This is a genomic window from Natronomonas amylolytica (assembly GCF_037031205.1).
GTDB lineage: Archaea > Halobacteriota > Halobacteria > Halobacteriales > Haloarculaceae > Natronomonas > Natronomonas amylolytica.
In genome coordinates this window covers 372,630-393,999 of record NZ_JAYEZM010000001.1, presented here as the reverse complement: position 1 = coordinate 393,999, position 21,370 = coordinate 372,630, and the positions used below count along the sequence as shown (strand labels likewise).

The window sequence follows — 21,370 nt, the reverse complement described above, 5'->3', positions numbered from 1 at the left end:
CTATACCCTCCCCATTCGAGAATCGACCAATGAGAATCGGACGTGACCTCGGACTTTTCGTCGCCCTCTCGGCGCTGTGGGGGCTTTCCTTCCCCGCCATCTCGGCCGGCCTCGAAACGCTGCCGCCGCTGCTTTTCGCCGCGTTCAGATACGACGTCGGTGGCGTGCTGTTGCTCGCGTTTCTCGTCGTCCGCGGCGTCGCGTGGCGGCCCGACACCCGCGAGGACGGCATCGCCATCCTCATCGCGGGCGCGTTCCTCATCGCCGGCAACAGCCTGCTTTTCGTCGGCCAACAGACCATCCCGAGCGGCATCGCCTCCATCCTCTATGCGCTCATCCCCATCCTGACCACTGGCTTCGCGGCGGTCTTCCTCCCGGCAGAACCGCTGACCGGCCGGCGCATGGTCGGCGTCCTCATCGGTCTCGCTGGGGTCGGCGTCATCGCCCGACCCGACCCCTCGAACCTCCTCGGCTCGGAACTTCTCGGCATCGGGTTCGTCGTCGCCGCCGCCGCCAGCGTCGCCCTCGGGAGCGTGCTCCTTCGGACGCGAAGTCCCTCCATGGATATCGCGCCGATGACCGCGTGGGCGATGATTCTCGGCGGGGTGTTCCTCCATGCCGGCAGTCTCGGGGCTGGCGAACCGGTCGCCAGCGTCCGCCTGTCGCCGGTCAGCATCGTCGCCATCCTCTATCTCGGCGTCCTCGCCAGCGCCCTCGCCTACGTCATCTACTTCACGCTGCTGGAGCGGTTCGGGCCGCTGGAGATCAACCTCGTCTCCTACGTCGTCCCCGTCTTCGCCACCATCGGCGGCATCGTCCTGCTTGGCGAGGGACTGACGATCACGATGGTCGTCGGCTTCGCCCTCATCGCCAGCGGGTTCTTCGTGCTGAAAGCTCGGGTCATCGCGCGGGAGTTCGGGTATCTGGTGTGACGACGTAAGGTCCTGGGAGTCCTCCGACCCTTCTTAAAAAGAGGTGAGCCGAATCTAGTCCAGAACGACCAGCGGGTCGCCCTGGTCGACGCTGTCGCCTTCGGCGACGGCGACTTCGGCGACGGTGCCGCCGACCTCGGCGACGACGTCGTTTTCCATCTTCATGGCTTCGAGGACGCAGATGACGTCACCGGCTTCGACGGTGTCGCCCTCGGCGACGTTGACCTCGAGGATGGTGCCCTGCATCTCGGCGCTGACGACCTCGCCTTCAGCGGAGACGGCGGGTGCGGACCCGCCACCGCCGCCCCCACCGCCACCGCTGCCGCCACTACTGCTGCCGCCGCCCGAGGGGCCGGGCGCGGAGGGGCGTTCGGCGGCGAACTCGGCGCGCTCTTCGAGTTCGACCTCGAAGCGCTTGCCGTTGACCTCGACGGTGAACTCCCGTTCGACGACGTCCTCCTCGCTGGCGGATTCGACGTCGCCGGTGCCCCATTTCTCCTGGGCGTCTTCGAGGCGGTCCTGTTCGAGTTCGTGGTCGAGATATTTCGTGGTGTGGGTGCCGGCGGTGAACTCGTCGTCCCGGAGCATCAGCCGGTGGAACGGGATGATGGTCGGGATGCCCTCGATGTCGTATTCGGCGAGCGCGCGGTCCGAGCGGGCGAGACACTCCTCGCGGTCCCCCCCGTGGACGATGAGTTTGGCGATCATCGAATCGTAGTCGGTCACGAGGTCGTCGCCCTGCCGGAGCGCATCGTCGAGGCGGACGCCGATGCCGCCCGGCGGGTCGTAGGTTTCGAGTGTGCCGCCCTTCGCGGGCGCGAAGTCGTCGGGGGCGGTCTCGGCGTTGATGCGGAATTCGACGGCGTGGCCGTCGAGTTCGACGTCGTCCTGCGAGAAGTCGAGTTCCTCGCCGTCGGCGATGCGGAGTTGCCATTTGACGATGTCGATACCCGTCAGTTCCTCGGTGACGGTGTGTTCGACCTGAATGCGGGTGTTGACTTCGAGGAAGTAGAAGTTCGCGTCGGGGCCGAGGAGTTCGCCGTCCGCGCGCTCTTCCTCTTCGACGAGGAACTCGAAGGTGCCGGCGTTGTAGTAGTCGGCGGCGTCGGCGCCGCGGCGGGCGGCCTCGCCGATTTTCTCGCGGAGGTCGTCCGAGAGGGCGGGCGAGGGGCCCTCCTCGATGACCTTCTGGTGGCGGCGCTGCAGCGAGCAGTCACGCTCGCCGAGATGGCGGACGTTGCCGTGTTCGTCAGCGAGAATCTGGACCTCGATGTGGCGGGGGCTCTCCAGATAGCGTTCGAGATAGACCGAGTCGTTGTCGAAGTAGGCTTCGCCCTCGCGTTTGGCGGTTTCGAGCTGTTCTTCGGCTTCCTCGGGGTCGCGGACGATCTTCATGCCGCGGCCGCCGCCGCCGCCTTCGGCCTTGATGGCGATGGGATAGCCGTGTTCGTCGCCGAACTCGTGGACCTCGTCGACGGTGGTGACGGGGTCGGTGGTCCCGGGGACAATGGGGACGTTGGCCTCGTTCATGATTCTGCGGGCTTTGGTCTTCTCGCCGGCCTGTTCCATCGATTCGGCCGACGGGCCGACCCACGTGATGTCGTCGTGGGCTTCGACCTTGCCGGCGAATTCGGCGTTCTCCGCGAGGAAACCATAGCCGGGGTGGATGGCGTCGGCGTCGGCTTTCTCGGCGGCCTCGATGACGGCCTCGTGGTCGAGATACGAATCGGCTGCGCGGGCCGGCCCGATGTTGTACGCTTCGTCAGCGTACCGGACGTGGCCGCCGTGTTTGTCCGCATCGCTGTAGACCGCGACGGTGTCCACACCGAGGTCATCGCAGGCACGCATGACGCGCACCGCGATTTCACCTCGGTTGGCAACGAGTACCTTGTCGAACATGCTGTGCGGAGAAAATCACGGCGCATACGTCATTCTATCGATTCTCACAATTGACAACTCCGGGAGAGTTTTCGCTGGGGTGCGTAGACGAATCGACGAAAAGGGATTGACGAAGACCGCCGCTCAGTAGCGGTCGGTTCGGCCCGCCGCGCTCCAGGCGTCTCGGGGGGCGTCGGTCGGCACCCGAACGGTGCGGTTCTGCAGGGAGTTGACGCGGCCGGTAAAGCGCCAGCGGTTGCCGGCCCACTCGGGTTCGACGTCGTCGTCCTCGGCGGCGGCTTCCTCCTGTGCGCGCATGTGTGACCGGACGACGGCGGCGATGGCGGCGGCCTCCTCGTCGTCGGCGTCGTCGGGGATGTCGAGCCGCATCGTCACAGCGGGATGTTGCCGTGTTTGCGGTCCGGCTGGTCCTTGCGCTTGGATTCGAGCATCTCGAGGTCGTTGATGAGCCGCGGTCGCGTCTCCTGCGGTTCGAGCACGTCGTCGACGAAGCCACGCTCGGCGGCCGTATACGGGTTGGCGAAGGCATCGCGGTACTCGTCGATGAGTTGCTGGCGTCGTTCCTCGACGTCGTCGGCGGCTTCGAGTTCGTCGTCGTAGAGGATGTTGACCGCGCCGCGCGGGCCCATGACCGCGATTTCAGCCGTCGGCCACGCGTAATTGACGTCGGCTTCGAGGTGCTTCGAGGCCATGACGTCGTAGGCGCCGCCGTAGGCCTTCCGCGTGATGACCGTCAGGAGCGGGACGGTTGCTTCGCTGTAGGCGTAGAGCAGTTTCGCGCCGTGTTTGATGATGCCGTTGTGCTCTTGGTCGGTGCCGGGCATGAAGCCGGGCACGTCGACGAAGGTGACGATGGGGATGTTGAAGGCGTCACAGAAGCGGACGAACCGCGAGCCCTTCAGCGAGGAGTCGATGTCCAGCGTGCCGGCGTTGACGCGGGGCTGGTTGGCGACGACGCCGACCGAGCGGCCGTCGAGGCGGCCGAACCCGGTGACGAGGTTGCGGGCGTAGCCCTCGGCGACCTCGAAGAAGGAGTCCTCGTCGACGACGCGGTCGATGACGTCGACGATGTCGTAGGGTTTCTGCGGTTCGGCGGGCACGATGTCCTGCAGTTCCTCGTCGCGGCGGTCGGGGTCGTCCCACGGTTCGACCCGCGGCGGGTCCTCGACGTTGTTCGAGGGGAGATACGACAAGAGGCGTCGGATGTCGTCGAGGGCGGTTTCCTCGTCGAGTTCGGCGAACTGGGACACGCCAGTCTCATTCGTATGGGTCGAGGCCCCGCCGAGTTCCTCGAAGCCGACCTCCTCACCGGTGACCGTCTCGATGACGTCGGGGCCGGTGATGAACATGTGGCTGGTGTCCTGGACCATGAAGATGAAGTCCGTGATGGCGGGCGAGTAGACCGCGCCGCCAGCGCACGGGCCCATGATGGCCGAAATCTGCGGGACGACGCCGGAGGCCTTCTGGTTGCGGTGGAAGATATCCGCGTATCCTGCCAGCGAGTCGATGCCTTCCTGAATCCGGGCGCCCGCCGAATCGTTCAGGCCGATGATGGGCGCGCCGGTTTCGATGGCGCGGTCCATGACCTTGCAGACTTTCTCGGCGAAGGCCTCGCCGAGCGAGCCGCCGAAGACGGTGAAGTCGTGGGCGAAGACGAAGACCTTCCGGCCGTCGACGTCGCCGTAGCCGGTGACGACGCCGTCGCCGTAGGGCTGGTCTTCGTCCATGTCGAAGTTCGTCGACCGGTGTGTTTTCAGTTGGTCGAACTCCTGAAAGGTGCCGTCATCGAGGAAGTACTCGATGCGCTCGCGGGCAGTCATCTTGCCCTTGTCGTGCTGGGCTTGGATGCGTTCCTCGCCGCCACCTTTCTCGGCCTCGCGCTTCTTCTCGCGTAACTCCTCTATCTTGTCATCCATCGTCATAGTGGCCGCCTTGCTCGGGGAACGGACAGCAACGAAAAAGGCGTTCCGCTATCGGATAGACGAGGGGGTTCCCCCAAACCCGCCTACAGCGGGGCGCCGGTCAACTCGAAGACGCTCAGCGCCAGCGTGCCGAGAACGGCGAGGAAGACGACCGTCCGGACGGACCACAGCCAGACCGGCCCGATACTCGCGAAGGTGTCGGTTCCCTTCCGGATTTCGGCGACCGCGTCGTCGGCGAGCACCCAGCCCACGAAGACGACGACCAGGAGGACCGTCGACGGGACGAGCAGGTTCACGCCGATGTTGTCGAACCACGTCAGCCACGCGGTGTCCATCGCCGAGGGGACGCCGAGCAGGAAGATGAGGGTCCCGAGCAGGAGGGTCGTCCGCTTGCGCTCGAAGTCGTAGGTGTCAACCAGATGCGAGACGACGACTTCGAGCAGCGAGATGGCCGAGGACAGCGCCGCGACGGCCACGATGAGGAAGAAGACGAACCCGACGGCGGCGCCGAACGGCACCTCCGAGAGCGCGGTCGGTACCGACACGAAGACGGCGCCCGCACCGGCCGACCCGTAGTCGCCGCCCTGCACGGCCAAAAGCGGGAAGACGACGAGGCCGGCGGTGATGCCGACGAAGGTGTTGGTCACCGCGATGGCGCCGCTGTCGACGAACATGTCCTCGTCGTCGCCGATGTAGGAGGCGTAGGTGATCATCACCGAGAACCCGATGGACAGCGAGAACAGCGCCTGTCCGACCGCGGCCGGGACGACCGCCTGATAATTATCGGCGATGGCGGAGAAGTCGGGCTGGAGGAAGTACTCGTAGCCGGCGCCGGAGCCGGGAATCGTGAACGCGTAGACGGCAAGCCCGACCAGCAGCACGACGATGCTGGGGACCATCACGCGCGTAGCGCGTTCGATGCCGCCCCGGATACCGAAGGCTACGATACCAATCGTCACGGCCATGAAGACCGCGTGGAAGGCGATGGCCTCGGAGCCGGCGGAGACGGCAAGGAAGTGCTCGCCGGGCGACGAGAGGTACGCGCCCGTGACGCTATCGATGATGTACCGGAACACCCAGCCGCCGACGACGCTGTAGTACGACAGCGTCCAGAAGCCGGCGAAGACGCCCAGCGCGCCCACGGCCCGCCAGCCGGGAAAGCCGAGTTCGTCGAAGGCGTCGATGGCACTCAGCCCCGCCCGGCGTCCGATGACGAACTCCGCGAGTATAGCCGGGAGACCGATGATCAGTACGGCAATCAGGTAGACGACGAGGAACGCCGCCCCGCCGAACTCGGCCGTCTGATAGGGGAACCGCCAGATGTTCCCGAGGCCGACGGCCGAACCGACCGATGCGAGTATGAATCCGAGTCGCGTCGCCCACGTCTCTCTGTCTGACATTCCTATCGGAGACCAACAGCGAATAGGGATAACTGACACTATTCGACGCTGGTGTGCCAAGGGTTCGATTTCGAGCGACGCCGACCGCTCTACTTCCACCGCGTGGCAACCCTTTTTATAATATAATCAAACGCCATACGACAGGCACTTATTCGGCAATCGTTCAGGGGGAGATATGCGACTCATCGCCCACCGTGGTTTCGCGGGGGCGCTCCCGGAGAACACCCGCCGGGCGGTCGAGGAGGCGACCGAGTACGCCGACGAGATCGAAATCGACGTTCGGCGGTGCAAAAGCGGCGAACTCGTCGTGATACACGACGCGACCGTCGACCGCGTGACCGACGGCTCCGGGGCCGTTGCCGACCACACCATCGACGAACTTCGCGCGCTCGACGTTCTCGGAACCGGGGAAGGCGTCCCGACCCTCTCGGCGGTCCTTCGTGCCGTCCCCAACCACATCGGCGTCAACGTCGAACTCAAGGAACCCGGCATCGCGGTCGATGCACTGACGCGGATGGCCTCGCTCCACCCTCAGACGCTCGTCTCCTCGTTCCTGCCGGACGAACTCGCCGACTGTCGGGCCGCCGCCCCCGACGTGCCGCGGGCGCTCATCACCGACGACGGGGACGACGCCGTCCGGGCCGCACGCGACCTCGGTTGTGAGTACGTCCACCCGTCCGTCGACGCCTGCACCGAGCGACTGGTCGGCGCGGCACACCGGCAGGGCCTGAGCGTCAACGTCTGGACGGTGCGCACCCGAAATGAGGCCGAGCGCCTCGCCGAACTCGGCGTCGACGGCATCATCGCGGACCACTGGGACGTCAGGTCGAACGACGCCTCGTTCTCCGAGTAATCCCTCTGTGTGCGCCGTGTTATCACGGATGCGGCAGTATATGACACGTTTTAAGCGCATGCCGGACGCCAACTCAGGTGGATGAAGCTACACGAGTATCAAGCGAAGGGAGTCTTCGCCGATGCCGGAATTCCGGTTCCGGATTCCACGCTCGCATCGACCGTCGACGAGGCGGTCGAGGCGGCCGAGGAGATCGGCTACCCCGTCGCGATCAAGGCGCAGGTACAGGTGGGCGGCCGCGGGAAAGCGGGCGGTATCAAACTCGTCGACGACGCCGACGAGGCCCGCGAGGCCGCCGACGATATCCTCGGAATGGACCTCAAGGGACTGCACGTCGACCGCGTGCTCGTCGAGGCCGCCGTCGACTTCACGAACGAACTCTACGTCGGCGTGACGATGGACCGGACCGTCGGCAAGCCCGTCGCGATGGTCTCGACCCGCGGCGGCGTCAACATCGAGGAGGTCGCCGAGGAGGACCCCGACGCCATCGTTCGGGAACACATCGACCCCGCCTTCGGCATGCACCCCTATCAGGCCCGGAAGGCCGTCTACGATGCCGGCGTCGACCGCGAGGTCGCCAACGACGTCGCCTCCATCCTGACCCAGCTCTACGACCTCTGGGAGGACAAGGACGCGACCGAAATCGAGGTCAACCCGCTGATGGTCACCTCGGACGACGAGGTCATCGCCGCCGACGCGGTGATGAACATCGACGAGGACGCGCTCTTCCGACATCCCGACCTCGCGGAGATGGAGGAGGAAGCCGCGGAGGACGAACTCGAAGCCAAGGCCAACGAGTACGGCTTCGACTACGTCCGCCTCTCGGGTAACACCGGCATCATCGGCAACGGCGCGGGTCTCGTCATGACGACGCTGGACCTCGTCGACTACTACGGCGGCGAACCCGCCAACTTCCTCGACATCGGCGGCGGCGCCAAGGCCGACCGCGTCGCCAACGCGCTCGACATGGTCTTCTCCGACGAGAACGTCGACGCGGTCGTCTTCAACATCTTCGGCGGCATCACCCGTGGCGACGAGGTCGCCCGCGGTATCAACGAAGCCCTCGAAAGCTTCGACGAGATTCCGAAGAAGGTCGTCGTCCGCCTCGCCGGCACCAACGCCGAGGAAGGCATGGAAATCCTGAACACCGACCTCGTGACCGTCGAAAAGACGCTGGAAGACGCCGTCCAGCGTGCGGTCGAATACGCCGATGAGGAGGCGAACTGACATGAGTATCCTAGTCGACAACGACACGCGCGTCGTGGTACAGGGCATCACTGGCGGGGAAGGGAAGTTCCACACCTCCCAGATGATGGAGTACGGGACCAACGTCGTCGCCGGCGCCGTCCCCGGTCGCGGCGGTCAGGAAGTCGCCGGCGTCCCCGTTTACGACACCGTCCACAAGGCCGCACGCGAGGAGGACGCCGACGCCTCGGTCGTCTTCGTCCCCCCGGCCTTCGCCGCGGACGCCCTCTTCGAGGCGCTCGATTCGCCCGTCGACCTCGTCGTCGCCATCACCGAGGGCATCCCCCAGCAGGACATGGCGAAGGTCTACCGCAAACTCAAGGAGACCGACACCCACCTCGTCGGGCCCAACTGCCCCGGCCTCATCACCCCCGGCGAAGCCAAACTCGGCATCCTGCCGGGCAACATCTTCGAGTCCGGTAACGTCGGCCTCGTCTCCCGCTCGGGGACGCTGACCTACCAGGTCGTCGACACCCTCACCAGCCGCGGTATCGGTCAGACCACCGCCGTCGGCATCGGTGGCGACCCCATCATCGGCACCGACTTCGTCGACGCCCTCGACATGTTCGAGCAGGACCCCGACACCGAGGCCGTCGTCATGTGCGGCGAAATCGGTGGCGAGGACGAGGAAGAGGCCGCCGAGTTCATCGGCGCCAACATGGACACGCCCGTCGCCGGCTTCATCGCCGGCCGCACCGCACCGCCGGGCAAGCGCATGGGCCACGCCGGCGCCATCGTCTCCGGGTCCGGCACCGGCACCGCCCAGTCCAAGATCGACGCCCTCAACGACGCGGGCGTCCCCGTCGGCGACACCCCCAACGAAGTCGTCGACCACATCGAGGACTACCTGTAAGCCACTTTCTGCACGCTCCGGCGGGCCGCGGCGCTTCGGCCGCGACCCCGCCTCCGCGGGCGTGACATCGACTGTCGACTCGAATATCCGAACCGCCGGCTAGCGAGTCGTCGAAACGCACCCCGAGTTGGGGCGCGGTGAGACGCCGTCAGTCGTCCGACGGCGACTTTATCTGGGTTATCGTGACGATGTAGTTGGCACCGCAGTCACAGTAGACTCTGTCGTCGTTGGCGTCGAATGCGACCAGCGAACCGCATGTACAGGTGATGGTTCCTTCTTCGACCATAGGTCCTCCCCAACAAGCGGGAAGCGGGTGCATCCCCACCGCTTGCCGATTCCCGACTTGCTGTTGCGGCTACTAATTACACGAGCAAAAATCTTCGGATATAATTATCGAAATCGCTCGAACGAACCCCTTGATAACGCATCCTACTCGGGGATGGGACGGATATTCGGGAAGTATTATTTCGCTACTCCATCCGGGAAATCAGGAGGTACAGCAGGAACACGCCGACGGGGACGGCGACGAGGCCGAGCGTCCCCAACACGAGCAACGCGGTGATGCGGTCGCCGCCGACCTCCAGCCCCAGCGAGAGGTGGGTGGGAAGCATCGGTGCCGCGAGCGTAACGCCGAAGACGATGCCGATGAGGACGGCCACGCCGGTCCCGACGGGGTCACGGATGTAACTGCTCACAGGTCCCGTTGAGTGCGGTGTGATAAGAAGCTATCCGAGAAGCACGGTGGCTACCAGCAACACGGCCGCCGCCCACAGCACGGCGATAGAGCCGAGAAGCGCAACGAGCAGGCCGACCGCGTGACTCCGTTTGCTCGCCCAGCCACAGGCGCCGACGAACGCCATGCCGACGACGACGTGCCCGGGCAGCAACGCCCACAGGAACGGGTCGACGCCGGCCATCCCCGCCAGCCAGTCGAGGGCCGTCGTCACCAGTCCGGTTCGCGTCCCGCCCAACTGCTCGACGACGACCGCCGAGGCGACGCCGTCGAGGGCGATGGCTCCGAGCGTATAGAGGCCGGCCAATCGGAGTTCGGCGAGGGCGTCGGTGTAGACCAACCCGAGGAGGAAGTAACCGACGGCCGCGAGCAACGCGGCGGCGGTCGGCGCGATGACGAACCAGGCGAGTCGCAGCGGCGGGAAATCGGCCTGAAACAGGACCGCCCCGCCGAGGATGACGGCGGCCGCACTGCCCGTCGCGGCCAGATACCGGTCCCGATAGGCGAGTCCGCGCAGGTCGGCCAGATGGATGCTTCCGGCCCAACTCCCGGTCGCGAGTGCGGCGACGGCGGCGATGACGGCTCGAGAGGATATCTCGACCGCGAGCGCGTCGTAGGCGCCCATGCGCGCGGCGACGACGGCGAGCGCGGCGGTGACGGTCCACGGGCCGGCGGCGAGGACGGTCCTGCGGGTCGGAACCGCCAACCGGGCGACGAGCCCACCCATGAGGGCGGCAGCCAGCATGGCTGCCGCCTCGACCGAAGTGACCATACCCTGCCGTGATACGGCCGCCGAGAAAGCGCTTGCGGCCGACGCCCGTTGTCCGGAATCGTGTCGATGCGAGAGATTATACCGGACGCGGACACAGACTCGCCCGATGGGACGATTCGCTGACGCAGTGCCGGCCGGGCCGCTGTTGGTGCTCTGTGGTATCGGGGCCATCGGCATCGCCGGCCAACGGGCCTACGTCGCCGAGACGCTCGACCCGATGCTGGTACTGGCGCTGACTCCCGTGTTCCTCTCCGGGGGGTTCCTGCTGGCGCTCGGCGTCCGAGTCCGGGGCTTGGCGGCGGATTCGGGACGCGTTCTCCTGTGGACCGCTGTCGGGGCCCTTGCCGTCGGACTCTCGGCGGACGTCGTACTGCTCCGGACGCGCGTGTTCGATGCCTCGCTGGACCCGCTTTTGATTCTCGCGACGGTCGCGTCGGTCGGCGCCGCGGGCGGCGCTATCGCCGCCTTCGTCGATACCCGCCGCCGGAACACGGTTCGGAATCTCGAGGCCCGCGCCGACCGCGCCGAGCGGACGCTGGATGCGGCCCGCGGGTTCGTCGTCGCCCGTCTCGACCCCGAAGGCTACATCGACGAGTGGAGCGACGGCGCGGCCGACCTCACCGGCTTCGCCCCCGAGGACGTCGTCGGCGCGCGCCTCGACGCCCTCTATCCGGAACACAGCGACCGCGAGCCGAAACAGGACCTCCAGCGCGCCCTCCGGACCGACGCCGTCGAGTTCGAAGACGAGTTCCGACGAGCAAACGGCGAGACGTTCCACGGTCGAGGGACCCTCACCGCGGTACAGGACGGCGACACCCTCCTCGGCTACGTCCTCGTGCTCGCCGACCGGAGCGACGAACACGAGAAACGCGAGCAACTCGAACGCCGCAATCAGCAACTCGAGGCCTTCGCCAGCGTCGTCAGCCACGACCTTCGGAACCCGCTCAACGTCGCCATCGGCAACGTCGGCATGGCTCGCGGCAAGGACGATAACGAACAGCAACTGGAGACTGCCGAGGAGTCCCTCGAACGGATGGAGAAACTCATCGAGGAGGTGCTCACGCTCGCCCGACAGGGCAAGGACGTCGACGAGTTCGAACGCGTCGACCTCGAGGAGACCGTCAGCCTCGCGTGGAGCAGCGTCGACGAGATGTGGGCCGAGCTCGACTACGGCGAGTTGCCGGATATCACCGCCGACGGCGAGCGGGTCCGACGACTCTTCGAGAACCTCTTTCGGAACGCCATCGAACACGGCGGCGAGGACGCCCACGTCCGCGTCGGCATGATCGACGACAGGGGCTTTTTCATCGAGGACGACGGCCCCGGCATCCCCAAGCACAAACGCGACGAGATATTCGAGGCCGGCTTTACGACCGGCGACGACGGCACCGGCCTCGGGTTGGCTATCGTCCAGAGCATCGCCGAGGCTCACGGCTGGGACATCGAGGCGGCCGAAAGCTCCGCGGGCGGCGCTCGATTCGAGATTACCGGCGTCCAGACGCTGGCCGACCGCTGACCGTCACAGAACCGTGCCGAGATACGATATCGTCAGCAACACCAGCCCGACGACGAGTGCAGTCAACACGAACAGCCCACCCTTCTGCAGGAGGTACATGTGATACTGTCGTCACTGCTTCGACTAAATACCGCCACAGCGGTTTCGGTATCTGAGAAGACCTCTGCCACATCGACAGCGTGGGCTCACGGAGGCGGTCGCCGTCTCAATCGTCGGCCTTCGCCCGTTTGAACGGCCCCGGTGGCAATCGCAGTTCCTCCAACTCCGGCAGGTGCTTGACGTTGTAGACGATGCGGAGTTCTTCGGTGAGCGGTTCGCCGACACAGGAGAGTCGGATTCCCCGGTCGACGAGTTCCGGCGAGAGGATGTGGTCGACCGGCTGGGAGAGTTCGCCCTCGACGACCTTGACAGCGCAGTTCGCACACGCGCCGCCCCGGCAGGCGAAGGGCCACGTGAAGCCGCGTTCCTCGGCGGCCTCCAGCAGGAACTCGCCGGGTTCGACGAGGAACCGGCCGTAATCACGCGTATCGAGGTTCGCGTCGGCGGCCTTCTCGAAGAGGTCGTCGTCGGTCACCGACCAGTCGAAATCGGCCAGCACCTCGTAGTCGAGATACTCCACGCGCGAGGGCCGCTCCTCGGGCGGTTTCTCGACGGTGGGTTCGGGGTCGGGCTCCGGCGACGCTTCCGGCTCCGGTTCGGCGTCGACGTCGCCGCTCTGTATCGCTTCGTAGGCCCGCCGGACGCGGCGAAACGCTTCCTGTGAGCCACCGTGGTCCGGATGGGCGTCCTTGATTCGCTGGCGATAGGCCCGCTCGACCGTCTCCTCGTCGGCTCCGGGCTCGATTTCCAACACCTCGAACGGGGACGGCATTGCTGGAGAGTAGTCGGATGAGACGGATAAACCCCTGTACCGTAGCAATCCATGCTGGTGGTGGGACAACAGTAAAGAGGGCGACCCGAGTCGGAACGTGCATGCCGGTGTTCGAGGTTTCGGGCGCCACCGTCGTGTTCCTCCTCATCGTCGCGGTGCTGGTGGCCTTCCTCACCGAAATCGTCCCCAACGACGTTACCGCCATCGGCGTCGTGGCCGCGCTCGTCGTCCTCGAACCGTGGACCGGCGTGGACTCCCGGGCCGCTATCTCGGGCTTTGCCAACCCCGCGACGGTGACGATTATCGCGATGTACATGCTCAGCGCGGGCATCCAGAACACGGGGCTGGTCGAGCGACTCGGCATCTATCTCGCCGATTTCACTGCCGGCAAGGAGTTCCGCGCGCTCGTCGCGACCGTCTGTACGACCGGCCCAATCGCCGGCTTCGTGAACAACACGCCCGTCGTCGCCGTCTTCATCCCGATGGTCACCGACCTCGCCGAGAAGACGGACATGAGCCCGTCGAAACTCCTGTTGCCGCTGTCGTATGCCGCGATTCTGGGCGGAACGCTCACGCTCATCGGGACGTCGACGAACATCGTCGCCAGCGACTTCGCCCGCCTTCTCATCGACGGCCGCGACGGCATCGGCATGTTCGAGTTCACGGGCCTCGGCGCCGTGCTATTGGCCGTTGGCATCGCGTACCTGCTGACCGTCGGGTGGCGACTGACGCCCGCGCGCGTGCCGGTCGACAGCGACCCGGTCTCGGAGTTCGACCTCGATAACTACCTCACGTTCATGGAGGTCCGAGAGACTTCGGAGGCCGTCGGCGTCTCCGTCGAGGCGTTCGACGAGGCGTATCCCGACGTTCGACTCCTGCAAGCCCGCCGCGACGGCCGGGCCTACGCCGGGCCACATTCCGACCGGCTCCTCGAAGCGGGGGACACGCTGGTCGTCCACGGCTCGCTGCAAGCCGTAAACCGGTTCCGGGAGGCGGCTGGCCTCGGCCAGCGGTCCCGCGAGGCCGTCACCGAGGACACCTTCGAGGCGACGGCGACCGACGGCACGCTCGCGAAGGCGGTCGTACCGGACCATTCGCGATACGTCGGCGAGACGGTCGGCGAGACCGGCTTACACGAGTATCACGAGACGAGCGTCCTCGCGGTGCGCCGGGGTGGCGAACTCCTCAGAACCGACCTCAAAGACCGGACGCTTCAGGCCGGCGACATGCTGTTGGTGCGGACGACGCCGGCGTCGATTCGCTATTTCACCGACACGGGGGACCTCCTCGTCGCCGACGAGCGCGCCATCGACCGCATGGCGAGTACCGACATCGCGGAACTGGCGCCGCTGTCATCGAAGACGCCCGTGGCGGTCGGCATCCTCGCGAGCGTCGTCGGACTCGCGGCGCTGGACGTCCTGCCCATCGTCATCGCCGCGCTCGCGGGCGTCGTCGCGATGGTCGTCACCGGCTGTCTGACGACCGCGGACGCCTACGGGGCGGTCTCGTGGAACGTCGTCTTCCTGCTCGCCGGCGTCATCCCGCTCGGTCTCGCCCTCGAATCGACCGGTGGTGCGGCCGCCGTCGCGCAGTTCATCGTCGCGACGGGGGAGGTGCTCCCACTTCTCGGCGTGCTGTTCGTGCTCTATGCCGCCGTCGGGTTGCTGGCCAGCGTCATCACGCCGGTCGCGACGGCCGTGCTCATGATTCCGGTCGGCGTCGACGCCGCCGCCCGCCTCGGTGCCAACGAGTTCGCGTTCCTCCTGGCGGTGATGTTCGCCTCGGCGACGTCGTTCATGACGCCCGTCGGCTACCAGACGAACCTGATGGTGTACGGGCCCGGCGGCTACGAGTTCTCGGATTTCCTTCGGGTCGGCGGCCCACTCCAGTTGTTGCTCGGCGTCGTCGCAACCGTCGGAATCGCCATCGGCTGGGGGCTCTAGGACGACCTGACGCCCGATATCTCGAACCGCGCCCCGCCGGCGTCCGATTCGGTGACTCGAATCTCCCAGCCGTGGGCCTCGACGATTTGTTTGACGATGCTCAGACCGAAGCCGGTCCCCGCATCGCCCGTCGAGTATCCGGCTTCGAAGATCTCCTCCCGCGACTCGGGCGGGATGCCGGTCCCGTCGTCCTCGACGTAGAACCCGCCGTCGAGGTCGCCGACGGTGACCGTCACGTCCTCGCCGCCGTGTTCGAGGGCGTTCCGAAAGAGGTTCTCGAGGAGTTGCTGGAGGCGCCCCCGACTCGCCGCCACGACGCGGTCGGTCTCGATTCGGACCGCGGCGTCGCCGGTCGAGACGTTCTCCCAGCATTGGCGTACGACTGCTTCGAGGGCGACCGGTTCGAGGTCGCCGACCACGTCGCCCTGTCGGGCGAGCGTGAGGAGGTCGTCGATGAGCGCGTTCATCCGGTCGAGTGCTTGCTCGGCCGGTTCGAGATGCGGCGTGTCGCAGTCCTCCCGTGCCAACTCGAGGCGGCCCGACGCGACGCTCAGCGGGTTCCGGAGGTCGTGAGAGACGATGCTCGCGAACTCCTCGAGCCGGTCGTTCTGTCGGGTCAGTTCGCGTTCGCGGGCCCGGAGTTGCTCCGTCCGTTCGATCTGCTCGAAGGCCGTCGTGATACTGCCGGCCAGAATCTGGCCGAGCGCGATGTCCTCCTCGTCGAACGCGTTCGGCGTCAGCGAGCCGGCGATCAGGATACCGTGCTCGCCGAGCGGGAGATGCAGTTCGCTACGAATCGGGGTCTCCGGGTTGTACACGTCCGCATCGTCGTGGACGTCGTCGATAGCGAGGGCCTCTCCCTCCTCGTAGGCTCGCCACGCGATGCTGTCTCCCGGCGTGAACGTCGGTAGGTCACCGACCAGTTCGTCGATGGTTTCGGTCCGCGCCGCCGGCTCTAGGGCGTCCCGCTCGTCGTTCGCGAGCTGGACGGCGTTGGTGTCCAGCCCCAGCACATCGCGTGCGGCCTCGACGCCGATCTCCGCGACGCGCTCGCGAGACTCGGCGCCGATCAGGTTCTGGGCGCGCTCGTTGAGCGCTTCGAGTCGCTGTTCGTACTCCTTCCGTTCGGTGATATCCCGATACATCCAGAGATGCCCCGGCCCATCCGGCAGTTCGACCGGGACGTGGCTTCGCGTGAAGGTGCGGCCGTCCCGAACCGCTATCTCCTCGTCGGTCATGGCGTCGCCCTCGTCGACGACTTCGTTGATGCGCTCGACGAAGCCGTCGGAGTCGACGAACATGTCGCTGACCTCCTCGGCGATACGTTCACAGTCGGCCCCGATGGCCTCCTCCGGCGTTCGGTCCATCTCGAAGAGGTCGAACAGCCGCTGGTTGGCCGCCAGCACCTCCCGTTCTTCGTCTTCGGCCAGCACCGCGACGGGCAGCGTCTCCAGAAGCGACGAGAGGACGGCGTTCGTCCATTCGAGTTCGCGCTCGTGTTCCTTCTGCTCGGTGATGTCGCGGTCCGAAACGAGAAGCGAGACGACCTCGCCGTCGTCGTTCGTGACCGGCCGGAACACGCCCTCGACGGTGTAGGGGTCGCCGTTGGGGTGTTCGAGGTCGATCTCGTACTCGACGTACTCGCCGGCGGCCGCCCGGTCGATCCAGTCTCGGACCTTCGTCTGTACGGTCTCCGAGTGGGCGAACCACGGTGTCATCCAAAACGGCTCGTCGCGAAGCTCTTCGAAGGACTGCTCGATGTATCCCAGTGCCGTCTCGTTGACGTCCTGTACGGTCCCGTCGGTATCCAACAACCCCACGCGGATGTTGGGGTCGTTGAGCACCGCCTGATACCGGCGTTCCTTCCGCTGGAGTTCCGTTTCGCGTGCTTTCCGTTCGGTGATGTCGCGGATGATGCCGACGAACAGCCGCTCGCCCTCGTAGGTCACCTCGCCGAAGGTGACCGAGAGTGGAATCGACGACCCGTCGCGGTGTTGGCCTTCGAGTTCGGTGTATTCCCACTCGAGGGTTCGCTCGCCGGTTTCGAGGTAGCGCTCGAAGGCGGCGATGTGCCGTTCGGCCACCGCCTCGGACATCAGCGTCGTCACCGGTTCGCCGACCAGTTCCTCGGGCGTGTAGCCGAAGGTGTCCTCGACGGCGGGGTTGACCGATTCGATTCGGTTCTCCTCGTCGACCGTGAGTATCGTGTTCGTCGCGGCCTGAACGACGGCGCGGTGGCGTTCGAGTTCCTGCTGTCGGGTTCGCTGCTCCGTGACGTCCTGGAACTGCGAGAATATCGCGATTATCTCGTCGGCATCGTTCGTCACGACCCAGTTGTGCCACTCACAGAGGACGTGCTCGCCGTCCTTCCGACGGGTCTCGGTCACGGTGTGGTAGCCGCCCTCGTTCTCGAGTACTCCCTCGATGACGGTGGCGGTCTCCGAGCGGTCGCTTTCGGCGACGAGACCCGCCCACGAGCGACCCGAGAGGTCGCCGTCGTCGTATCCGAGGATGTCCGCTGCGGCCTCGTTGGCGCGGACGACCTCGAACTCGTCGTTCCACTCGATGACGCCGAGCGGCGATTCCTCGAAGAACAGCGAGAGGCGTTCTTTGCTCGCCTCGAGGGCGCGTTTCGAGCGGTACTGGTCGACGGCGTTGGTTACGCGGTTGGCCAACACCGCGTACTGGCTCGACGTGGTCTCCTTCTGGAGGTAATCGGTCACGCCCGCCGAGATGGCGTCGCTTGCGACCTCCTCGCTTCCCTTCCCGGTGTACAGGATGAACGGGAGGTCGGGATACTCCGCGCGGACGGTTTCGAGGAACTCGATGCCGTTCGTCCTCGGCATGTCGTAATCCGAGACGATGCAGTCGACGTCGCTGGCGGCGAGAAACTCCAGTCCCGCCGCCGGGGATGTCGCCGTCTCGACCGTGATTCGGTCGTCCTCGCGTTCGAGGAAGGTCCCGGCCAGTTCCGCGAATTCGGGGTCGTCGTCGACGTGGAGGACGGTAATCGGGTCGGTACCTGCACTCATGGGTCGGGACGCATTGCCAGTTCATGGGCCCCCTGCGACTTAAGCGGTGACCACGAACGGGGCCGCCGTCACGATAAAATTCGAGTCCGACCGGTGGTGTGCTGGGTCGACTACCCGAGGAGGTATCGGGTCCACGGATACCGCTCGACGAGCGGGACGCCACCGACCTCGTACTGTTCGACGTAGGCGTCGAGGCCGAGGATGCGACCGGCACCGAACGCCGCCACCGAGAGGAACACCAGCATGTACGCGAAGTCGCCGTTGATGTACCCGTGGCTGACGTCCCAGTTGCCGAGGTAGAACATGAGCATCATGAACGCGCCCCAGAAGGCGGCCAGTCGGGTGAGAAGACCTACTAACAGGCCGAGGCCGATGAGGACCTCCCCCCACGGGACGGCGATGTTCACGAAGTCGACGAACCACGCCGTGTTCCCCATACTGACGAACAGGTCCGCGACCGGACTCCCGTTCGACGGCGGCGCGTTCTGCAGGTAGCCGGCGGCGCTGAAGCTCCCGGACAGGACCTTGTCGACGCCGCTCTGGAGGAACGCGATTCCCATCATGAGCCGCAACGCGAGGATGAACCAGACGCTCAGCGTGTGGAGTTGACCCTTCGCGGTGTAGCCACCGATGGTGCTTTCTAGCCGGACCTCTTGGGAAGACATAACATTTGTCTCATCTCACATCTGATACTTAAACATTTTCACAAAGGTGGTGGGTATGAATACAAAAACACGGGGTCGCCGAAATTAGCGGCCGATCGTTCCCTGTCGGGTAATCGGCGCGTCCGGGTTGATGTGGAAGGCGGCCAGCGTCGAATCCTCGGTGGCGGTTACAGGTACCTCGTCGTCCGCGGTCACGAGCGCGCTTTCGGTGAACCCGATGTGTGCCTCCCCGTCCCCGAGGGTCACCGCTCCATCGAACACGTAGAGGTAGGTATCCCACCCCGCTCGCGATGGAAGCGTGACGGTCGCACCCGATTCGAGTCGGCAGTCGTAGAATTCGGCGTCGTTGCGGACGTACAGCGGTGCGTCGCCGCCTTCGGGACCGAAGAGATGACGCCACTCGTTCGCCGTGTATTCCGGAATCGGTTCGTGCTGGATGCTGGGGTCTAAACCGAGGCTGGGCGGCCGGACGAATATCTGAAGCATCCGCAGCGGCGGGTCGTCGGCGAGCGTCTCTTCGGCGTGCCAGAAGCCGCTTCCGGCGCCCATCACCATCAGGTGCTCGTCGTCGGTGACCAGTTCGTTCCCCTGTCGGTCGTCGTGACGCATCACGCCATCGGGCCCCCACGAGATGATTTCTTCGTTGCGGTGCTGGTGCATCCGGATAAGCGTGCCGGGGTCCATGAACGACTCGACGACGGTCGCCAGCGGGCCGTAGCCGTGGTCGTCGTGGCCCGGGAGGTTGTGTCCGGGAAAGTTCAGATGGATGCGGAACTTCCCCTGGTTCTGGGAAACGTCCGTTCGTGGCGCCGTATGTATCCGTGACTGGGCTCGTGCCGACGATGACTCGTCCATTACGTGTGGGTAGGGCATCGCGCGCTATATGGGTTCTGAGCGACGAAGGCAGAAAGCCAGGGGTGGGATTTGAACCCACGAACTCCCGATTACAAGTCGGGTGCTTGGACCACCCAAGCTCCCCTGGCGCGAATCACTCTTGTCGGTCGCCTTTTGTGAGGCTATCGCTTTCGGCCGGCTTTTCCAGTTCGATGCGGTGGGGGCGATAGCCGTGTCGATGGTAGAACGCACGGGCGCGTTCGTTGGTCGCCATCGCCTGCAGGGCGATACTGTCGACGCCCATCGCTACCAACCGCTCCTCGGCGGCCGAAAGCAGGTCGGTGCCGATGCCCTCGCCGCGGCGCCCCTCGCGGACGAAGACGTTGTGTATCTGGCCGCGAACGAGGTCCTGCTCGAAGGTCTCCGATTCGCGGCCGAAGGTGACGAAGCCGACGATTCGGTCGCCGTCTCGGGCCACGAACGCGGTGTCCGCGACGACTTGCTGGAGCATCACCTCGACCATCCGGTCGCGGTTGGCCTCGGGGTCGAGATGGGAGCCGTAGGCCCGCTGGTCGGCGGCGAGGGCGACCCACAGGTCCGCCATCGTCTCGGCGTCGTCGCTGTCGGCGGGGTCGATGCGATAGGCGTCGTCGGACACGGGTTACTGGTCGAGCGCCTGGACGCCGGCCAGCGTCTCACCGGTGAGCATCTTGAGGGCGGCACCGCCGCCGGTCGAGACGTGGTCGAAGCCGTCGACGCCGAGGCCGCGAAGCGCCGCGGCGGTGTCGCCGCCGCCGACGATACTCATCTCCGAGCGGGTCGCCGCGTTGTAGAGTTCGCGGGTCCCCTCCTCGAAGAGCGGGTCCTCGAAGACGCCAGCAGGCCCGTTGAGGATGGCCGTGCCGGAGTCTTCGAGTATGTCGGCGTAGGCCGCCAGCGTCCGGGCGCCGATGTCCATGGCGGGTTCCTCCGCGGGGAGTTCGTCGAGGCCGATTTCGACGCGCTCGTCGTTGCGTTCGACGGCCACGTCACGGGGCATGTAGATGCGGTGGCTGAAATCGTCCAGCAGGTCGCCGGCCTGTCGGACGGCCTCGTGGCTGCGCTCGTTGACGACGGCGGCGGAGGCCGCCCCGAGGGAGACGCCGTCCGCAAGCAGGAAGGCGTTGCCGACGATGCCGGCGGTGAGGACCGCGTCGGCGAGGCCGCGTTGCAGGACCGAGCGGGCGACGTCGATGGAGTCGTCGACTTTGGCGCCGCCGAGGACGTACACGCGTGGTTCGGGGCTCTCGTCGATGTTGCCGAGGACGTCGATTTCCTCTTCCATGACGCGGCCGGCGTAGGACGGAAGCGTCTCGGGGAAGCCGACGATGGACGGCTGGCGGCGGTGGGCCGCCGCGAAGGCGTCGTTGACGTAGGCGTCGAGCGCGGGGGAGAGCTTGGCGACGAGGTGGGTGCCGGCGGCCGCCTCGGCGTCGAGGGACATGTACTCCTCCGAGTAGAAGCGGGTGTTCTCTAGCAGGACGGCCTCGCCGTCGTCGAGGCCGTCGATGCGTTCGCGGGCGCCCGAGGAGAAGGTCGTATCGCAGTAGTCGACGGGACAATCGAGGAGCTCGTCGAGGCGGTCGGCGTGGGTCGCGAGGTCCGCGAACTCGTCGCCACCCGGCCGACCCTGATGGGCCAGCAGGGCCACGCGACCGCCGCGGGAACAGAGTTCTTCGATGGTATCGACGTGGGCGCGAAGCCGAGCATCGTCGGCCAACTCGCCGTCCTCGAGTGGGCTGTTGATGTCGACGCGAACCCCGAGTGCCGCCCCCTCGACATCGAGGTCGTCGAGCGTCCGTATCATACTGTGGGCTCCCCGCGGGGCCCGCATAGGCGTTTTGTTCCTCGGTCGCCTCGG

Annotated in this window: 19 protein-coding genes and 1 tRNA gene; 6 read left to right on the top strand and 14 right to left on the bottom strand. The window is 66.1% G+C overall.

Annotation, left to right across the window (positions count from 1 at the left end):
- Window positions 1-29: 29 nt before the first annotated feature.
- Window positions 30-932, top strand: a complete 903-nt coding sequence (locus tag U5914_RS02135; protein WP_336133808.1) for a DMT family transporter — start codon at window positions 30-32, stop codon at window positions 930-932.
- 54 nt (window positions 933-986) lie between these two features.
- Here U5914_RS02135 and U5914_RS02130 read toward each other — a convergent pair whose 3' ends face one another.
- From U5914_RS02130 to U5914_RS02115, 4 genes are all read right to left on the bottom strand, one after another.
- Window positions 987-2,831, bottom strand: a complete 1,845-nt coding sequence (locus U5914_RS02130; protein ID WP_336133807.1) for an acetyl-CoA carboxylase biotin carboxylase subunit — start codon at window positions 2,829-2,831, stop codon at window positions 987-989.
- Window positions 2,832-2,954: 123 nt separating this feature from the next.
- Window positions 2,955-3,200 carry a DUF8022 family protein gene (locus U5914_RS02125; protein ID WP_336134065.1) on the bottom strand — a complete coding sequence of 82 codons (246 nt, stop codon included), beginning with the start codon at window positions 3,198-3,200 and terminating at the stop codon, window positions 2,955-2,957.
- 2 nt (window positions 3,201-3,202) lie between these two features.
- Window positions 3,203-4,753, bottom strand: coding sequence for an acyl-CoA carboxylase subunit beta (locus tag U5914_RS02120; protein ID WP_336133806.1), 1,551 nt, complete (start codon window positions 4,751-4,753; stop codon window positions 3,203-3,205).
- 83 nt (window positions 4,754-4,836) lie between these two features.
- Window positions 4,837-6,153: a sodium-dependent transporter gene (locus tag U5914_RS02115; protein WP_336133805.1), complete on the bottom strand. Its 1,317-nt coding sequence runs from the start codon at window positions 6,151-6,153 to the stop codon at window positions 4,837-4,839.
- A 175-nt stretch (window positions 6,154-6,328) separates the two neighbouring features.
- Between U5914_RS02115 and U5914_RS02110 the strand changes: the two genes are divergently transcribed.
- From U5914_RS02110 to sucD, 3 genes are all read left to right on the top strand, one after another.
- Window positions 6,329-7,006, top strand: coding sequence for a glycerophosphodiester phosphodiesterase (locus U5914_RS02110; RefSeq protein WP_336133803.1), 678 nt, complete (start codon window positions 6,329-6,331; stop codon window positions 7,004-7,006).
- A gap of 81 nt (window positions 7,007-7,087) precedes the next feature.
- Window positions 7,088-8,233, top strand: coding sequence for an ADP-forming succinate--CoA ligase subunit beta (gene sucC / locus U5914_RS02105; protein ID WP_336133802.1), 1,146 nt, complete (start codon window positions 7,088-7,090; stop codon window positions 8,231-8,233).
- Window position 8,234: 1 nt separating this feature from the next.
- The gene (sucD, locus tag U5914_RS02100) at window positions 8,235-9,104 is read left to right on the top strand and encodes a succinate--CoA ligase subunit alpha (protein ID WP_336133801.1); all 870 of its coding nucleotides are present in this window, start codon (window positions 8,235-8,237) and stop codon (window positions 9,102-9,104) included.
- 148 nt (window positions 9,105-9,252) lie between these two features.
- Here sucD and U5914_RS02095 read toward each other — a convergent pair whose 3' ends face one another.
- The 3 genes from U5914_RS02095 to U5914_RS02085 all read right to left on the bottom strand — a co-directional run bounded on the left by U5914_RS02095 (window position 9,253) and on the right by U5914_RS02085 (window position 10,609).
- Window positions 9,253-9,390, bottom strand: a complete 138-nt coding sequence (locus U5914_RS02095) for a hypothetical protein (RefSeq protein WP_336133800.1) — start codon at window positions 9,388-9,390, stop codon at window positions 9,253-9,255.
- Between the two features lie 184 nt (window positions 9,391-9,574).
- Window positions 9,575-9,799 (bottom strand): hypothetical protein, encoded by a 225-nt coding sequence (locus U5914_RS02090; RefSeq protein WP_336133799.1) that lies wholly within the window; start codon window positions 9,797-9,799, stop codon window positions 9,575-9,577.
- 30 nt (window positions 9,800-9,829) lie between these two features.
- Complete coding sequence (locus U5914_RS02085) at window positions 9,830-10,609, bottom strand: hypothetical protein (RefSeq protein WP_336133798.1); 780 nt, start codon at window positions 10,607-10,609, stop codon at window positions 9,830-9,832.
- 106 nt (window positions 10,610-10,715) lie between these two features.
- On the opposite strand from U5914_RS02085, the gene U5914_RS02080 reads away from it, so the two are divergent.
- Window positions 10,716-12,125 carry a two-component system sensor histidine kinase NtrB gene (locus U5914_RS02080; protein ID WP_336133797.1) on the top strand — a complete coding sequence of 470 codons (1,410 nt, stop codon included), beginning with the start codon at window positions 10,716-10,718 and terminating at the stop codon, window positions 12,123-12,125.
- A 205-nt stretch (window positions 12,126-12,330) separates the two neighbouring features.
- Here U5914_RS02080 and fer read toward each other — a convergent pair whose 3' ends face one another.
- A complete protein-coding gene (fer, locus tag U5914_RS02075; protein WP_336133796.1) occupies window positions 12,331-12,996 on the bottom strand; it encodes a ferredoxin Fer in 666 nt (221 codons plus the stop codon).
- Window positions 12,997-13,097: 101 nt separating this feature from the next.
- Here fer and U5914_RS02070 point away from each other — a divergent pair, with 101 nt between their 5' ends.
- Window positions 13,098-14,939: an SLC13 family permease gene (locus U5914_RS02070; RefSeq protein WP_336133794.1), complete on the top strand. Its 1,842-nt coding sequence runs from the start codon at window positions 13,098-13,100 to the stop codon at window positions 14,937-14,939.
- Here U5914_RS02070 and U5914_RS02065 read toward each other — a convergent pair.
- The 6 genes from U5914_RS02065 to U5914_RS02040 all read right to left on the bottom strand — a co-directional run bounded on the left by U5914_RS02065 (window position 14,936) and on the right by U5914_RS02040 (window position 21,316).
- On the bottom strand, window positions 14,936-17,971 hold the full coding sequence (locus tag U5914_RS02065) for a PAS domain S-box protein (RefSeq protein ID WP_336133792.1): 3,036 nt from the start codon (window positions 17,969-17,971) through the stop codon (window positions 14,936-14,938). The two genes, U5914_RS02070 and U5914_RS02065, sit on opposite strands and share 4 nt — an antisense overlap.
- 110 nt (window positions 17,972-18,081) lie before the next feature.
- Complete coding sequence (locus U5914_RS02060) at window positions 18,082-18,636, bottom strand: DoxX family protein (protein ID WP_336133790.1); 555 nt, start codon at window positions 18,634-18,636, stop codon at window positions 18,082-18,084.
- An 84-nt stretch (window positions 18,637-18,720) separates the two neighbouring features.
- A complete protein-coding gene (locus U5914_RS02055) occupies window positions 18,721-19,491 on the bottom strand; it encodes a pirin family protein (RefSeq protein ID WP_336133789.1) in 771 nt (256 codons plus the stop codon).
- 54 nt (window positions 19,492-19,545) lie between these two features.
- Window positions 19,546-19,619: transfer RNA gene (locus tag U5914_RS02050), tRNA-Thr, on the bottom strand.
- Between the two features lie 5 nt (window positions 19,620-19,624).
- The gene (locus tag U5914_RS02045) at window positions 19,625-20,128 is read right to left on the bottom strand and encodes a GNAT family N-acetyltransferase (protein WP_336133787.1); all 504 of its coding nucleotides are present in this window, start codon (window positions 20,126-20,128) and stop codon (window positions 19,625-19,627) included.
- Between the two features lie 3 nt (window positions 20,129-20,131).
- On the bottom strand, window positions 20,132-21,316 hold the full coding sequence (locus tag U5914_RS02040) for a phosphoglycerate kinase (protein ID WP_336133785.1): 1,185 nt from the start codon (window positions 21,314-21,316) through the stop codon (window positions 20,132-20,134).
- Between the last annotated feature and the right edge of the window lie 54 nt (window positions 21,317-21,370).

Excerpts from the sequence above, each read along its gene's own strand:
- U5914_RS02080 (WP_336133797.1), top strand. The coding sequence starts at position 10,716 with ATGGGACGATTCGCTGACGCAGTGCCGGCCGGGCCGCTGTTGGTGCTC.
- U5914_RS02095 (WP_336133800.1), bottom strand. The coding sequence starts at position 9,390 with ATGGTCGAAGAAGGAACCATCACCTGTACATGCGGTTCGCTGGTCGCA.
- U5914_RS02110 (WP_336133803.1), top strand. The coding sequence starts at position 6,329 with ATGCGACTCATCGCCCACCGTGGTTTCGCGGGGGCGCTCCCGGAGAAC.
- U5914_RS02040 (WP_336133785.1), bottom strand. The coding sequence starts at position 21,316 with ATGATACGGACGCTCGACGACCTCGATGTCGAGGGGGCGGCACTCGGG.
- sucC (WP_336133802.1), top strand. The coding sequence starts at position 7,088 with ATGAAGCTACACGAGTATCAAGCGAAGGGAGTCTTCGCCGATGCCGGA.
- U5914_RS02130 (WP_336133807.1), bottom strand. The coding sequence starts at position 2,831 with ATGTTCGACAAGGTACTCGTTGCCAACCGAGGTGAAATCGCGGTGCGC.
- U5914_RS02125 (WP_336134065.1), bottom strand. The coding sequence starts at position 3,200 with ATGCGGCTCGACATCCCCGACGACGCCGACGACGAGGAGGCCGCCGCC.
- sucD (WP_336133801.1), top strand. The coding sequence starts at position 8,235 with ATGAGTATCCTAGTCGACAACGACACGCGCGTCGTGGTACAGGGCATC.
- U5914_RS02120 (WP_336133806.1), bottom strand. The coding sequence starts at position 4,753 with ATGACGATGGATGACAAGATAGAGGAGTTACGCGAGAAGAAGCGCGAG.
- U5914_RS02065 (WP_336133792.1), bottom strand. The coding sequence starts at position 17,971 with ATGAGTGCAGGTACCGACCCGATTACCGTCCTCCACGTCGACGACGAC.
- U5914_RS02115 (WP_336133805.1), bottom strand. The coding sequence starts at position 6,153 with ATGTCAGACAGAGAGACGTGGGCGACGCGACTCGGATTCATACTCGCA.
- U5914_RS02135 (WP_336133808.1), top strand. The coding sequence starts at position 30 with ATGAGAATCGGACGTGACCTCGGACTTTTCGTCGCCCTCTCGGCGCTG.
- fer (WP_336133796.1), bottom strand. The coding sequence starts at position 12,996 with ATGCCGTCCCCGTTCGAGGTGTTGGAAATCGAGCCCGGAGCCGACGAG.
- U5914_RS02070 (WP_336133794.1), top strand. The coding sequence starts at position 13,098 with ATGCCGGTGTTCGAGGTTTCGGGCGCCACCGTCGTGTTCCTCCTCATC.
- U5914_RS02060 (WP_336133790.1), bottom strand. The coding sequence starts at position 18,636 with ATGTCTTCCCAAGAGGTCCGGCTAGAAAGCACCATCGGTGGCTACACC.
- U5914_RS02055 (WP_336133789.1), bottom strand. The coding sequence starts at position 19,491 with ATGGACGAGTCATCGTCGGCACGAGCCCAGTCACGGATACATACGGCG.
- U5914_RS02085 (WP_336133798.1), bottom strand. The coding sequence starts at position 10,609 with ATGGTCACTTCGGTCGAGGCGGCAGCCATGCTGGCTGCCGCCCTCATG.